The following is a 13,592-nucleotide window of genomic DNA, read 5'->3' on the forward strand; positions in this document are numbered from 1 at the left end:
ATGTAAAACGTTTGCGTAGCTTTGTGCGTCAGATCACTAAAGTGTAACTTTAGGTCATACAAAATTGTATGGAAATGTGACCTGCGTAGATATTTTTTCGCTTTTATCGGGGGATAAAAAGGGTAAATGCCACGAAATGTTAAAACATACGCTTACACACCTTGTATTGTGTGCGGCAGTTAAGCAGTGCATTACTGCTCATAGATATCGCATACAAAGTGGGAGAAAAGCGCATGGTAGCCAAATTAGGTGTTCGTGTACCGCGTTTACTGATCGTACTGCTGACATCAGCATCATTACTGACCGCACCTGCGGCATTTTCCGCTAACCGTATGACCAAAGGGGCAATGGTTGGCGCAGCAGTGGGTTTAGTTTCCGGTAACGGCATTAACGGCGTACTCAAAGGCGCGGCGTTAGGTGCAGGAGCAGGTGCGCTGACCGACAAAGGTAGAAAAGGCCGTGATTCACGCAAAGGCGCAAAAGTGGGTGCTGCTGTCGGCGTCGCTGCGGGTCTGCTGTCTGGTAACGGCATTGAAGGCGCAATTAAAGGTGCTGTGGTGGGTGGTGCTAGTGGCGCAATCATCGGGCGCATTAAGTAATTAGCCGCCTGCCTGACCTTTTGTTTTTATACAGATTAATTTGCTTTAACGGGATGAGAAAATGAAAAAGATTGCATTGTTTGCTTTGGCACTGACGGCAACTCCTGCGGTATGGGCTGCTGGTTTACCGGCTGAAATGTACATGACTTGTGCTGATGCCGGTGAGATGGCCAAAGAGAACAGTCAAGATGTAGCCGAGCTGGTTGCTCTGATGGGTAATGCCAGTGTTGAGACCCGTGGTCTGAAGATCGAAAAATCAGCCGACGTTGATGGAAAAGTGATTGCTAACCTGAACGCATTCTGTGCAAAAGATCCACAAATGCTGCTGGTTACGGCAATGGATAACGCCATGCGTGAACTCTCTGGCGAAAAAATCGCAAAATAAGTTACCACGCTAGCGTGTTATCCGGCATTCGGTAGCTGCATTATTGCAAGCCATGCGATTGCAAGCTATGTGCCGTAAAAAGCCGCCCAGTCTGAACCTCCCCCTGTTTTATGGGGTCAGTTCACACTGAGCGGCTTTTTATTTTACGAGCAGGCGAGCATGCTCTCAGATAGTGTTTCCGCAGAGAGCACTCCTTGATATTCCAGCCTGATCTGGGTATAACGCAGCACATATTTTGTCGCTTGCAGGCTTCTGGCTGTATAGCGGTTACGGTTATATTTTCCTGAGTTTTTTATGCTGCTGCTGATCGACAATTACGACTCTTTTACCTATAACCTGTACCAGTATTTTTGTGAACTGGGGGTTGAGGTGTGCGTGCGGCGTAATGATAGCCTGACATTGGCGGATATCGAGCAGCTTGCCCCGCGCTATCTGGTGATATCCCCCGGCCCTTGTACACCCAATGAAGCCGGTATTTCGCTGGCGGCGATCCGCCATTTTGCGGATCGGCTGCCGATCCTCGGTGTTTGTTTGGGCCATCAGGCGATGGCGCAGGCATTTGGTGCTGATGTAGTCAGAGCCAGACAGGTGATGCACGGTAAAGTTTCGGCAATCAGGCATACTGGTCAGGGGGTGTTTGAGGGGCTGAATAATCCGCTGAAAGTCACCCGTTATCACTCGCTGGTGGTTGATCATACCAGCCTACCTGCGGAATTTGAGATCACCGCATGGAGTGAGCACGAAGGCCAGTTTGATGAGATTATGGGCATTCGCCACCGCACACTGCCGTTGCACGGCGTGCAGTTTCATCCGGAAAGTATTCTCAGTGAACAGGGGCATGCACTGCTGGCAAATTTTATTGCCGGATAATTTATTTCTCCATTTATCCATCGCGCGTATCTGGCCTTATTGCATAAACGCGCAGTAAAGCGTGTGCGTACAGGCTGCCACTAGAAGCGCCAATCCATGCCAACTGCTTTTTTATGATAGCGTAGTGCGTAAAAAAGCAGCAACCCCTCGCGCTGGGCAGTTTTTCGCCGCATGTACAAAACCGGAAAACTCGTGTTAACTTATTGTTAACATCTGGTGCAAGGCAGCATCAGTCGGTTTTGCGGAGATCACGCTATGCATGAACATGATATGCATGAACACAGCCAACCCGAACAGGCCTCTGTTCCGTTCAACTCTTTTCCTGCATCGCCTTTGCCGGTGCGTCGCCAGTGTTTTGATCAGGTGATGGTGCCTAACTACGCACCAGCGGCTTTTATTCCGGTTCGTGGCAAAGGCTCGCGGGTGTGGGATCAGCAGGGCCGCGAGTACATCGATTTTACCGGTGGTATTGCGGTAAATGCGCTCGGGCACTGTCATCCTGCATTAGTAGAGACCTTGCAACGTCAGGGGGAAACTCTCTGGCACTTGAGCAATGTATTTACCAACGAACCGGCTCTGCGTTTAGCGCAGCGGCTAGTGACCAACACCTTTGCCGGTAAAGTCTTTTTTGCCAACTCAGGCGCAGAAGCCAATGAGGCCGCGCTGAAACTGGCACGCCGTTATGCTGCTGACCATCACTCCCCGTATAAAACCCAGATTATCGCTTTTCAGCGCGCCTTTCATGGCCGCACTTTTTTTACCGTTTCAGCCGGCGGGCAGCATAAATACTCTGACGGATTTGGCCCCAAACCGGCCGATATCGTGCATGTTCCCTTTAATGATCTCGCTGCCGTGCGCGCGGTGATGAGTAGCCAGACCTGTGCGGTGATTGTTGAACCTGTGCAGGGGGAAGGCGGCATTATTCCGGCCGATCCTGTATTTTTACAGGGCTTGCGGGCTTTGTGTGATCAGCATGATGCCCTGCTTATTTTTGATGAAGTACAAACTGGGGTTGGCCGAAGTGGTCATCTGTATGCCTACATGCACTATGACGTTATCCCCGATATCCTGACCACCGCCAAAGCCCTTGGTGGCGGTTTTCCTATCGGCGCGATGCTGACGACCAGCGAATTTGCCGGCAGTTTGAGTGTGGGTACACACGGCTCAACCTATGGTGGCAACCCGCTGGCCTGCGCAGTTGCTGATACTGTGCTCGGTATTGTTAACACACCTGAGGTGCTAGCTGGCGTGCAGACCCGTGCTGCACTGTTCCGGCAGCATTTAGCCGAGATAAACCAGCAGTATGCACTGTTTTCCGATATCCGCGGGCTAGGGTTACTGATCGGGGCAGAACTGAATGCCGAGTATGCAGGACAGGCGAAAACGTTCCTCAATGCCGCAGCAGAAGAGGGGTTAATGCTGCTGATGGCCGGCCCCGATGTACTGCGCCTTGCACCTTCGTTGCTGATTGAAGAGCAGGATATTGCTTTGGGAATGGCACGTTTGCAGGCGGCAATTTTAAAAGTGGTTGGCCGTACTGACTAATTGCATACGCAGTGTGCTTCGTAATATGCAGTGTGCTTTGTAAATAGTGTGCCCCGTAAATCGTGCAGGATTAAGGAGCATTTATGCTGATTGTCCGCCCTGTTTGTTCAGATGATTTGGCTGCGCTGATGCATTGCGCACAAGCCTCTGGGTTTGGCTTTACCTCGTTACCGGCTGATGAAATACGGTTGTCGGCCCGAATTGCCCATGCCGAACGCTCTTTTGCTGCCGAGCCGACATCCCCCGGTGATTATGATTTTTTATTTGTTGCCCAAGAATCTGATACTGGGCAGATTATCGGTACAACCGCCATTGAATCTTGTGTGGGATTAGAACACCCCTTTTACAGCTACCACCGCGCTAAAGCCGTCCATGTTTCGAAAGAGATCAACGTCTATAAAACTGTTGAAACCCTGACCTTGAGCAATGATTACACGGCTTCGAGTGAGCTGTGCACCCTGTTTTTATTGCCGGAATACCGTAAAGGTTTGTATGGAAAGCTGCTCTCTAAATGCCGTTTACTGTTTATTGCTGAATTTGCTGACTGTTTTGCCGAAACAGTGATCGCCGAAATGCGCGGCGTTTCAGATGAGAGCGGTCATTCGCCCTTTTTTCAGTGGCTACGAACCCATTTTTTTGATATCGATTTTTCAACTGCAGACCGTCTTACTGGCACCGGCAATAAACGCTTTATTGCCGAACTGATGCCGCGCCACCCTATCTACATCAACTTATTGAGCGCAGAGGCGCAGGCAGTGATCGGGCAGGTGCATACCCAGACCCGACCGGCACTGCAATTGCTGCTCGAAGAGGGGTTTCACCACCGTAATTATGTGGATATTTTTGACGCCGGCCCGACCGTTGAGTGCGCAAAAAATGAGATCCGCGCGGTGCGCCAGAGCCGCCGGATGAAATCGAGCATTATCGAAGACAGCACGCACGGCAGTTTGCACCTGATTACCTCAACCCGTTTTGGCCATTTTCGAGCCTGTTTGGGGATGGTGTCGGTGGATGAAGAGCTGCACGAAGCCCATATCAACGCCAGCGTTGCGCATGCACTTGAGATCAGCGATGGCGACCGTATCCGCATTCTGCCGCTGTAGCTTTTAGGCTTTAGGCTTGGCGGCACCATTAAGGAGGCATCATGCCCGTTTCTGCATTGTTTAGCGTATCTGCATTCAGCGTATCAGGCCCCGATTATGCGAAAAGGGCACAATTGCCCTTATTGTGGATTAACGGCCACTGGTTGGCCGGAGAAGGCGAACCCTTGCAGAGCCTCAATCCGGCCACGGCACAAATTATCTGGCAGGGTAAGTCGGCCAGTGCCGCCCAAATTGAGGTGGCACTGTTGGCGGCGCGTCAGGCATTGCCAGCATGGATGGCGCTGACACTGCAACAGAGGATCACGGTGTTGATGCGTTTTACCGAGCTATTGCGCCAACATCAGGAGGCGCTTGCTCTGACCATCACGCAGGAGACCGGTAAACCACTGTGGGAAAGCCGGACAGAAGTCACGGCGATGCAGGGAAAAACTGAGATTGCAATCCGCGCGTATCTTGAGCGTAGCGGCGAGCACGAGTCGGCACTCCCGCAGGGGCGGGCGGTGGTGCGCCATCGGGCACATGGGGTGATGGCGGTATTTGGCCCCTATAATTTTCCCGGCCACCTGCCTAACGGGCACATTATTCCGGCGCTGCTGGCCGGAAATACGGTGGTATTTAAACCCTCGGAGCAGACACCGCTGGTGGCCGCACATGTGGCGGTACTCTGGCAGCAAAGCGGTCTTCCGGCCGGTGTACTGAATCTGGTGCAGGGTGGGCGTGATGTCGGCAAAGCGCTGGCGGCTTCCCCCGAACTCGATGGCCTGTTGTTTACCGGCAGTTCGGCTACCGGATTGCAATTGGCGCGCGAGTCACTGGCATTTCCGCAGCGGATTGTGGCGCTGGAGATGGGCGGCAATAACCCGCTGATTGTACAAAGCGTTAGTGATATGCGGGCTGCGGTACACGATATTGTGCATTCGGCATTTTTATCGGCTGGACAGCGCTGTACCAGCGCCCGCCGGTTACTGTTGCCAGAGGGCGCTGAGGGCGATCAGCTGCTTGCGATATTACTGCGGGTCAGCGAGCAATTAGAGGTGGGAATGCCGCAATCTGATCCGCAACCCTTTATCGGCAGCATGATCAGTGCCGAGGTTGCCGAGCAGTTATGCCGAACCGAACAGCAGTTGCTTGCGCTGGGCGCACGCTCTTTACTGCCACTGCGCCGCTCTGCGTTGGGATCGGCATTTTTGCATCCGGCTATTATCGATGTGTCTGATATACCAGCATTACCAGATGAAGAGTATTTTGGCCCTTTGTTGCAGGTGCAGCGTTACCGTGATTTTAGCCATGCGCTGATGTTGGCAAATCAAACCCGCTACGGGCTTTCAGCCGGATTACTCAGTGATGACGCCGATTTGTATCAGCAGTTTTACTGCCAAATCCGCGCCGGTATTGTGAACTGGAATCGGCCGTTAACTGGCGCGTCGAGTGCCGCGCCGTTTGGCGGATGTGGCGCATCGGGCAACCATCACCCTTCGGCATTTTATGCCGCCGATTATTGTGCTTATCCGGTGGCCTCGATCGAGCAACCGCGGGTGACGCTGCCTACCCAGCTCAGCCCAGGTCTGCATTTATAGCGTTATGCGCTGTTATTGCGTTTTGCCGTTATTGCGTAAGGGGAACCGAGTATGCCAACAGATTCTCATTTTTCTCAGGTATTGCCTGACCCTGATGCCGCGAAAAGTGCGGCCTGTTCGCATAAGTCTCAGTTTCCGCCAGATCTAGCTCTATCCCAGAATAAGGGCTTTGAAAATAGCGGTGTTGATAATCAAAGTGGTGGTAATAAACAGAGCGAAAATACGCGGCATACTGATGACCCGTTAACACAGTGGTTTGCTAGGTTATGGCAAGATTATGTGCAGCATACGCCGAGCGCTCGCCAGATCCACACGCTGCTGGGCGGAGATGAGGCGATTGTTAATGATCATATTGCACTGCGGACGTTTAACCGCCCGAGCGTGGGGCTGGGAGTACAAATTCCGCTGCTAGAGCAGTGGGGCTATCGGGTAGCGGGGCAGTACCAGTTCACGCAAAAACAGCTTGATGCGGTGCACCTTGAGCATGTTGATCCGCGGATACCGAAGATTTTCATGTCAGAGTTACGGGTAGATGGGTTGTCTGCCGCAGCAGTGCGTTTAATTGACCGTTTGATTGATGAGTTGCCAGCGGGGATGTTCGACAGTGCGGCGGCTTTATATGCGGGGCGTATCTGGGGGTTATCTTGGGGTGAGTACCAGAGTTTGCGGGCGGAAAGTGAGTATGCGGGATGGCTGGCCGCGTTGGGTTTTCGTGCTAATCACTTTACGGTGTCGGTTAATCAATTAACGGCGTTTCACAGCCTTGCGGCCTTAAATCAGCAGATAAAAAACAGCGGGATAGTGCTCAATAGCATAGGGGGTGAGATTAAAGGCTCGGCGGATGTGTATCTTGAGCAATCGGCAACGCTGGCCGACCCTGTGGAGGTGGCGTTTAGTGATCAGCGTGCAACTATTCCCGGTTGCTTTTATGAATTCGCACTGCGCTATCGGCAAGCCGATGGTGTGCTGTTTCAGGGGTTTGTTGAGTCATCGGCGGATAAAATTTTTAGTAGTACGAATTTTCGTGGGTCGGGAGCGTAGAAAAAATAGCCCCACTGCTTGGGGCTATGTGTGTTGAGCCATATTGTGTGTTATAGCCCTCGAGAGGTGACGGCTAACCCCGACAGCGCATACATCTCATTGAGATGAGAGATGATCCGATAGAAGTGGTGATCAAGTGCGCTGCGCTCTTCTGGCAGTGGCGGCATTGGAAGGGCTAGCAAACTGCTGTTGGTAATCGGTGTACGGTGAGTGAGTTGTTGCTGGCATGCCTGAATGGCAAACTCAATGGCTGCACGATACTGTTGCAGCGCCTCTTCCGGTAAGTTCGCTCCCTCACGGATCTCGACAGTCATGCTGTTGATATGCTCAACAACCTGCTGGCTGTGTGATTGCCACAGTAAGATCTCCTTCAGATACAAACTGTTATATCCAGGCTCTTGCAGTGCCTGCGTATAGGCGTTGTTCATATCCATTTGCGCCTGATTCATGGTGATACGGGAAAGACTGAGTTCACCCGAGTTCACTGCCTGCCGTTCGAGCATATGAATTAAGCGGTTTACATGCTGCCAGACAGTGCCAAGCAGTGTATCGGCATAGCCAAGTAAGCGGGTACTCTGCCATTGCGGCCACAGCAGCATGGTGCTAAGAAAGGCCAGCACACACCCCAGTAAGGTATCTTCTAGCCGGGCAACCAAGAATGCTGCGCTGTCATGGGTCAGCAGTTGTAGCAGGCAAACCACCATTACGGTCAGTAATACCACCGCCCAGCCATAGTGATTGTGTACTAGCGAAAAGCCAATCAGCGTACCAAAAAACATAAACGCAAGCAGCCAGGCTACCGGAAGGTTGAGCATTAAAACTCCCGTGCCGATCATCAGCCCCAGTAATGTGCCGTATGCCCGATGCTGAATACGCACTTTAGTGGCGTTATAACCGCTTTGCATTACCAGCACAATGGTCAGCAGTACCCAGTAAGCGCGCGGCAGTGAGAGTAGCGCACCGATTTCCGCGCCAATCGCCAGCGTTAGCCCGCTGCGAGCCGCCATTCGCAATGAGGCGGATTGCCAGTTCAGATAGTTGCGAAGTGCGGTAAACAGCGGCGGGCTGGGAATACTCGGACACAGTTCGCGCTGATACAGCGGGCACAGCGCATTGAGGAGTTGCGCGATCCGGCTGAAATGGTAGTGGCAGAATGTCAGTACCTCGCTGTCTGGCGAGGCTTTTTGCAGCGTGGTCAGCTCATCAAGCGTGGCCTGCATGGTAAAAGGTGGAATAGTTTCGCTATACAAAATGGCATCGGCGATTTGGCGCAAGCGTTGCACCATCAGCGCCACATTCCCCAGAATCACCGCATCGGCCTGATAGGTGCGGATCTCCTCTTGTACCCGTGCCGGCTGGTTTAAGCTGCTGGTGATGTGCTCTTGCAGATCAAGCGCGGTCTGGAACAGTTGCAGCATTTGTTGCCCGCCGCGCCAGTTTTGGGCATCGAGCTGCTGCAACATCTGGCTGCTTTGTGACAGAAGCTCCATCAGGGTTTGTTGCTTACTGAGCAGGTGTAGGCTGGCCTGTTCCGGGTTATCGGCGCTGACTAAAATCTGGTATTTGGTATCAAGGTAGTCAGCCAGCGCATTGAAGGTTTTGTGCAGGCTGTCGCGTAGCGGAACAAACTTCCACAGGTGGATCCAGCAAAAGGTGAACAGCCCAAACCAGAGTACGCCGATAAAAAATACACAAGCGGCACTCCAGAACGGGAATACCTTCAGCAGCGCAAGGGTTAAGATCCCGGCAGCTAAGCAAGCTGGCATTAAACGGGTATTTTGGCTGCTAATTTCACGCACCACACCGAACAGCAGTGCCAGCAGTAGTAAGATTAGCGGCTCAGGAACATGCAGAGTGGTGAGTATCCCGACACACAAGCTGGCACCTGAAAAGGTCAGTGCAATGCGCAGTACGCGTTGTAGGTAGTTTTGTTGCGGCGCATCAAGGCCTGCTACTGTGCAGCAGGGTACTGCCATAAACAGTAATAGCCCCAGCTCCATATGATTAAACGCTAAGGCGATTAATACCGGAATGGCAACAATCAGTGTCTGGCGCAGGCCAAAATTAAATTCAGGGTGTAGCAACAGGCGTTTTAGTGATCTCATGAATACTTCTCGGCATAGCGGTTATGCAGGTCGGTAGCCAAAGATCAAAACACAAAAGGCGCTAAAAAGCGCCTTAAAACTGTGGGGGGAAACGTAACCAGTAATTAACGGGTGCCGTAGACCACAATGGTTTTACCGTGTGCAGAGATCAGGTTCTGATCTTCAAGCATTTTCAGAATACGGCCAACGGTTTCACGTGAACAACCGACAATCTGACCAATTTCCTGACGGGTAATTTTAATTTGCATACCATCAGGGTGAGTCATCGCATCAGGCTGTTTTGCCAGATTCAGCAATGTCTGCGCAATACGACCAGTAACATCTAAGAAGGCCAAGTTGCCCACTTTTTGTGAGGTAGTTTGTAGACGAGAGGCCATTTGAGCCGATAAACGCATCAGGATATCAGGGTTAACCTGAATCAACTGGCGGAATTTTTTATATGAAATCTCAGCCACTTCACAGGCTGCTTTTGCACGAACCCATGCAGTACGCTCTTGATCTTCTTCAAAAAGACCCAATTCACCGATGAAGTCACCTTGGTTTAGGTAAGAGAGGATCATCTCTTTACCTTCTTCATCTTTAATCAAAACAGCAACGGAGCCTTTTACAATGTAGTACAGCGTCTCTGCTTTTTCGCCTGCATGGATCAGCGTGCTCTTGGAAGGGTATTTATGAATATGACAATGAGACAAGAACCACTCAAGGGTAGGATCTGTTTGCGGTTTACCAAGAACCATTTCTTTTTCCTCTACATAGTCGCTTGATACGACAGGACTAGCAAAATTCCCTGTGTAACGCAGCCCAACATGTGTGCAGCTTCATTTTTGAGCCCTTCAAGGGTTGTTATCTGAGCATAATAAGGCAAGGGCTCTGCTGCAAGGCTAACTCTAACGCGTTAGCATTCTAGCTTGCTTATTTAATGATGCTTTGATTTTGCCCCAGCCTGTGGCGCACCGCACGTTTTTTGTGTCTATTTCATAATAAAGGCGCTGAATCTTGCATCTATAGTATGAAATTGCTGAATAATTGCCTGCAAATGTGTGCTCATATCACGTTAGCTTATCTGGCGCGCTGCGTTTTTGCAGCAGGGTTTCCACGGCAGGAGTCAAAATTAAATCCATCGCCAGCTCCATTTTTCCGCCGGGCACCACCAGAGTATTCATGCGCGAGATAAACGAGCCTTGGATCATAGTCAGTAAATAGGGGAAATCAATCTGCACAGCGCCCCGAAAATGGATCACCACAAAGCTCTCATCCATACTCGGAATGCTGGTGGCGGAAAATGGGTTTGAGGTATCAACGGTAGGCACGCGCTGAAAGTTAATGTGGGTACGCGAAAATTGCGGGGTGATAAAATTAATATAGTCATCCATTGAGCGCACAATCGAGTGCATCACCGCCTCGCGTGAATGGCCGCGCTGGTTGGTATCGCGCACCAGTTTTTGAATCCACTCTAAATTGACAATGGGTACCATGCCAATCAGCAGGTCAACATGCTGTGCTACATTGTTGTGCTCTGTCACCACACCACCGTGCAGCCCCTCATAAAACAGCAAGTCAGTATTAGCAGGCAGGGCTTGCCAGTCGGTAAACGTACCGGGCAGTTGGTTGTAGGGCACGGCTTCATCAAAGGTGTGCAGGTATTTACGAAACTCACCATCGCCATGCTCGGCATAACGTGAAAAGCAGTTTTCTAGCAGCGGGAAATCATTCGCTTCAGGGCCAAAATAACTGATATGCCGCCCTTGCTCGCGAGCGCGCCGAATTGCAGTATCCATTTCTGGGCGGGTGTAACGGTGGAAGCTGTCGCCCTCAACAAATGCGGCATTTAGTCGCATTTTTTTAAACATTTGGCGGAAGACTAAGCTGGTGGTAGAGGTTCCCGCACCGCTTGAACCGGTCACGGCAATAATTGGGTGAGACACAGACATGGGCACTCCTTGCTGGGTGTCTGAAATATCGATGAGTGAAGCGCAGGTTCGCCCATCGGTCAACCGTTATTCTGCAGTTTTGGCTTACTCAGCATCGCCGTTGAAATCGCGCTTGAGCATAATATTCAGGCTCTCATGCAACTCAGACCACACCAGAACGATAATACCGCTCTCAAGCTGGCGCTGAATCTGGGCGGTTTTTTCGGCCAAAGAGCACTCTTCTGCGCCGTAATCGGTGCCTTCGCGCAAAATAAATGCTTCAATCAGATTATTCAGTGTTTCGGGGTTAATTTGCTGCCAAGGGATAATCATAAGTGTGTTTTGCCTTTTAAAGTGGCTAGCTACTTAATTGGCTAGCGACTTGAGTTGGTCAACTACATGGGCCAACTACGGCACAATAGGGCGTTGTGCCGTAATGGATAAGAGTCAGTTAATGTGCACAGCACTGATGTACATCAGGAGTACACATCAACATTACTTGTTATTCTAAGCTTGAGGCATTATTTAAGGCTTGTGTCAGCACTTCGAGCTCTTCTTGTGCATCCATCCAGCCCATTTCAACATCACCGAGCTCAGACTTGGTTTTGATCTGAGCTGCCAACAGCTCACTAAGCTTGGCTTTCTGGTTGGCATCGTATAGCGCCGAATCACTTAGCTGTGTTTCAATGCTGCTTAGCGCGTCGGTCAGTTTTTCTAGCTGCGTTTCCAGTTGAGTGATTTTTTTACGTAGCGGCTGAGTTTGTTGGCGGAACTCGGCATCGCGCCGTTTTTGATCTTTACGGGCTTGTGCGCTATTGGTCGACTCTTTTTCTGGCGAATCTTCACCACCGCTATTGCCGTTTTGAGCTTCCTGCTGCTCACGGCGCTGCTGATCACTTAACCAGCGTTGATAATCATCCAGATCACCGCGGAACAGCTCGACTTTACCATCGTGCACCAGATACAGATCATCGGTGGTTGAGCGCAACAAGTGCCGATCGTGGGAAACCACCACCATTGCACCTTCAAAGTCGATCAGCGCTTCGGTCAGCGCTTGGCGCATATCCAAATCAAGGTGGTTGGTCGGTTCATCGAGCAGTAACAGATTCGGGCGCTGCCAGACCACCAACGCCAGTACCAAACGGGCTTTTTCACCGCCCGAGAACGGCGCGACCGGATCGGTCACTTTATCCCCGCGAAAACCAAATCCGCCCAGATAATCACGTAATTGCTGTTCGGTTTCGCGCGGTGCAAGGCGGGCAAGATGCACTAATGCGCTCTCTTCCGGATGCAGTGTTTCCAGCTGATGCTGGGCAAAATAACCAAGTTTAATCCCGCGTGATAACTCGATCACGCCATGCAGCGGCTGCATCTCACCAGCTAGCAGCTTAATCAGCGTAGATTTACCCGCCCCGTTGCGCCCGAGCAAACCAATGCGTGAACCGGGCACTAAATTCAGCTTAATCGAACCTAAAATGGTTTTATCGCCGTAACCGGCACTGACTTTTTCCATACTCAGCAGCGGATTTGGCAAACTTTCCGGTTCACGAAAGCTGAAACGGAACGGGTTATCAACGTGCGCCGGTGCTATCAGCTCCATACGCTCAAGCGCTTTCACCCGGCTTTGTGCCTGCTTGGCTTTGGATGCTTTTGCTTTAAACCGGTCAATAAAAGATTGTAGATGTGCCACACGAGTCTGCTGGCTCTCATACATTGATTGCTGCTGTGAAAGCTTGGTCACCCGCTGCACTTCAAATGAGCTGTAATTACCGGTGTACTCGTCAATCCGTTGTTGTTCGATATGCAGAATTTTATCCACAATCGGATCAAGAAAATCGCGGTCATGCGAAATAAGCACCAGTGTACCGCGGTAACTGTTGAGCCACTTCTCCAGCCAGATCACCGCGTCCAAATCCAAGTGGTTGGTCGGTTCATCCAGTAGCAGTAAATCAGAGCGGCACAGCAAAGCTTGTGCCAGATTTAGCCGCATCCGCCAACCACCGGAAAAACTTTTTACCGCCAGCGTAGTTTGTTCTGCCGAAAAGCCCAGCCCGTACAGTAAACTGGCGGCACGGGCACGGATTGACCACGCCCCAATAGCATCAAGCTTGCCATGCAGCTCGGCAATTTTATTGCCGTCGTTCGCTTGATTGGCCATTTCCAGTGATTGTTCAAGTTGACGATACTCACGATCGCCATCTATGACATACTCAATAGCAGGCATATCAAGTGCGGGGGTCTCTTGGTTAACCCAAGCCATCGCCCAGTGGTGTGGTACGGAAATTGCACCAGCATCTGTACTGAGCTCGCCTTTAATCAGGGCGATCAGCGTTGACTTACCGCACCCATTTTTCCCGACAAGGCCCACTTTTTGCCCTGGGTTGATGGTGGCGCTGGCGTTATCCAGCAACATCTGATTGCCGCGGATTAACTGAATATTGGAAAATACAATCATTG

12 protein-coding genes are annotated in these 13,592 nt (G+C 51.2%); 7 read left to right on the forward strand and 5 right to left on the reverse strand.

Features of this window, described 5'->3' with window-relative positions; all coding sequences use genetic code 11:
• The first annotated feature begins 233 nt into the window (after window positions 1-233).
• The 7 genes from AC1HDJ_RS03660 (at window position 234) to AC1HDJ_RS03690 (ending at window position 7,120) form a co-directional block, all read left to right on the forward strand.
• A complete protein-coding gene (locus tag AC1HDJ_RS03660; protein WP_479533464.1) occupies window positions 234-599 on the forward strand; it encodes a YMGG-like glycine zipper-containing protein in 366 nt (121 codons plus the stop codon).
• A 61-nt stretch (window positions 600-660) separates the two neighbouring features.
• The gene (locus AC1HDJ_RS03665) at window positions 661-984 is read left to right on the forward strand and encodes a YmgD family protein (protein ID WP_479533466.1); all 324 of its coding nucleotides are present in this window, start codon (window positions 661-663) and stop codon (window positions 982-984) included.
• A gap of 294 nt (window positions 985-1,278) precedes the next feature.
• A complete protein-coding gene (locus tag AC1HDJ_RS03670; RefSeq protein ID WP_479533468.1) occupies window positions 1,279-1,854 on the forward strand; it encodes an aminodeoxychorismate synthase component II in 576 nt (191 codons plus the stop codon).
• 270 nt (window positions 1,855-2,124) lie between these two features.
• Window positions 2,125-3,399 (forward strand): aspartate aminotransferase family protein, encoded by a 1,275-nt coding sequence (locus AC1HDJ_RS03675; protein ID WP_479536982.1) that lies wholly within the window; start codon window positions 2,125-2,127, stop codon window positions 3,397-3,399.
• A gap of 83 nt (window positions 3,400-3,482) precedes the next feature.
• Entirely contained in the window at window positions 3,483-4,502 is a 1,020-nt protein-coding gene (gene astA, locus AC1HDJ_RS03680; RefSeq protein ID WP_479533470.1) for an arginine N-succinyltransferase, read from the forward strand.
• Between the two features lie 41 nt (window positions 4,503-4,543).
• Window positions 4,544-6,079, forward strand: a complete 1,536-nt coding sequence (gene astD / locus AC1HDJ_RS03685; protein WP_479533472.1) for a succinylglutamate-semialdehyde dehydrogenase — start codon at window positions 4,544-4,546, stop codon at window positions 6,077-6,079.
• A 51-nt stretch (window positions 6,080-6,130) separates the two neighbouring features.
• The gene (locus AC1HDJ_RS03690) at window positions 6,131-7,120 is read left to right on the forward strand and encodes a 2-oxoadipate dioxygenase/decarboxylase family protein (RefSeq protein WP_479533474.1); all 990 of its coding nucleotides are present in this window, start codon (window positions 6,131-6,133) and stop codon (window positions 7,118-7,120) included.
• Between the two features lie 50 nt (window positions 7,121-7,170).
• Here AC1HDJ_RS03690 and AC1HDJ_RS03695 read toward each other — a convergent pair whose 3' ends face one another.
• The 5 genes from AC1HDJ_RS03695 to AC1HDJ_RS03715 all read right to left on the reverse strand — a co-directional run bounded on the left by AC1HDJ_RS03695 (window position 7,171) and on the right by AC1HDJ_RS03715 (window position 13,590).
• Window positions 7,171-9,225 carry an FUSC family membrane protein gene (locus tag AC1HDJ_RS03695; protein ID WP_479533476.1) on the reverse strand — a complete coding sequence of 685 codons (2,055 nt, stop codon included), beginning with the start codon at window positions 9,223-9,225 and terminating at the stop codon, window positions 7,171-7,173.
• A 104-nt stretch (window positions 9,226-9,329) separates the two neighbouring features.
• Window positions 9,330-9,962 carry a cAMP-activated global transcriptional regulator CRP gene (crp, locus tag AC1HDJ_RS03700; protein WP_438622897.1) on the reverse strand — a complete coding sequence of 211 codons (633 nt, stop codon included), beginning with the start codon at window positions 9,960-9,962 and terminating at the stop codon, window positions 9,330-9,332.
• Between the two features lie 312 nt (window positions 9,963-10,274).
• Complete coding sequence (locus AC1HDJ_RS03705) at window positions 10,275-11,156, reverse strand: phosphoribulokinase (protein WP_479533479.1); 882 nt, start codon at window positions 11,154-11,156, stop codon at window positions 10,275-10,277.
• Window positions 11,157-11,240: 84 nt separating this feature from the next.
• On the reverse strand, window positions 11,241-11,468 hold the full coding sequence (locus AC1HDJ_RS03710) for a YheU family protein (protein ID WP_479533481.1): 228 nt from the start codon (window positions 11,466-11,468) through the stop codon (window positions 11,241-11,243).
• Between the two features lie 169 nt (window positions 11,469-11,637).
• Window positions 11,638-13,590, reverse strand: coding sequence for an ABC transporter ATP-binding protein (locus AC1HDJ_RS03715; protein WP_479533483.1), 1,953 nt, complete (start codon window positions 13,588-13,590; stop codon window positions 11,638-11,640).
• Window positions 13,591-13,592 lie beyond the last annotated feature (2 nt).

Source organism: Plesiomonas sp. ISS29 (genome assembly GCF_056522795.1).

Bases quoted from the DNA above. Each gene is read 5' to 3' on its own strand.
- AC1HDJ_RS03660 (WP_479533464.1), top strand. From the start codon at position 234: ATGGTAGCCAAATTAGGTGTTCGTGTACCGCGTTTACTGATCGTACTG.
- AC1HDJ_RS03665 (WP_479533466.1), top strand. From the start codon at position 661: ATGAAAAAGATTGCATTGTTTGCTTTGGCACTGACGGCAACTCCTGCG.
- AC1HDJ_RS03670 (WP_479533468.1), top strand. From the start codon at position 1,279: ATGCTGCTGCTGATCGACAATTACGACTCTTTTACCTATAACCTGTAC.
- AC1HDJ_RS03675 (WP_479536982.1), top strand. From the start codon at position 2,125: ATGCATGAACACAGCCAACCCGAACAGGCCTCTGTTCCGTTCAACTCT.
- astA (WP_479533470.1), top strand. From the start codon at position 3,483: ATGCTGATTGTCCGCCCTGTTTGTTCAGATGATTTGGCTGCGCTGATG.
- astD (WP_479533472.1), top strand. From the start codon at position 4,544: ATGCCCGTTTCTGCATTGTTTAGCGTATCTGCATTCAGCGTATCAGGC.
- AC1HDJ_RS03690 (WP_479533474.1), top strand. From the start codon at position 6,131: ATGCCAACAGATTCTCATTTTTCTCAGGTATTGCCTGACCCTGATGCC.
- AC1HDJ_RS03695 (WP_479533476.1), bottom strand. From the start codon at position 9,225: ATGAGATCACTAAAACGCCTGTTGCTACACCCTGAATTTAATTTTGGC.
- crp (WP_438622897.1), bottom strand. From the start codon at position 9,962: ATGGTTCTTGGTAAACCGCAAACAGATCCTACCCTTGAGTGGTTCTTG.
- AC1HDJ_RS03705 (WP_479533479.1), bottom strand. From the start codon at position 11,156: ATGTCTGTGTCTCACCCAATTATTGCCGTGACCGGTTCAAGCGGTGCG.
- AC1HDJ_RS03710 (WP_479533481.1), bottom strand. From the start codon at position 11,468: ATGATTATCCCTTGGCAGCAAATTAACCCCGAAACACTGAATAATCTG.
- AC1HDJ_RS03715 (WP_479533483.1), bottom strand. From the start codon at position 13,590: ATGATTGTATTTTCCAATATTCAGTTAATCCGCGGCAATCAGATGTTG.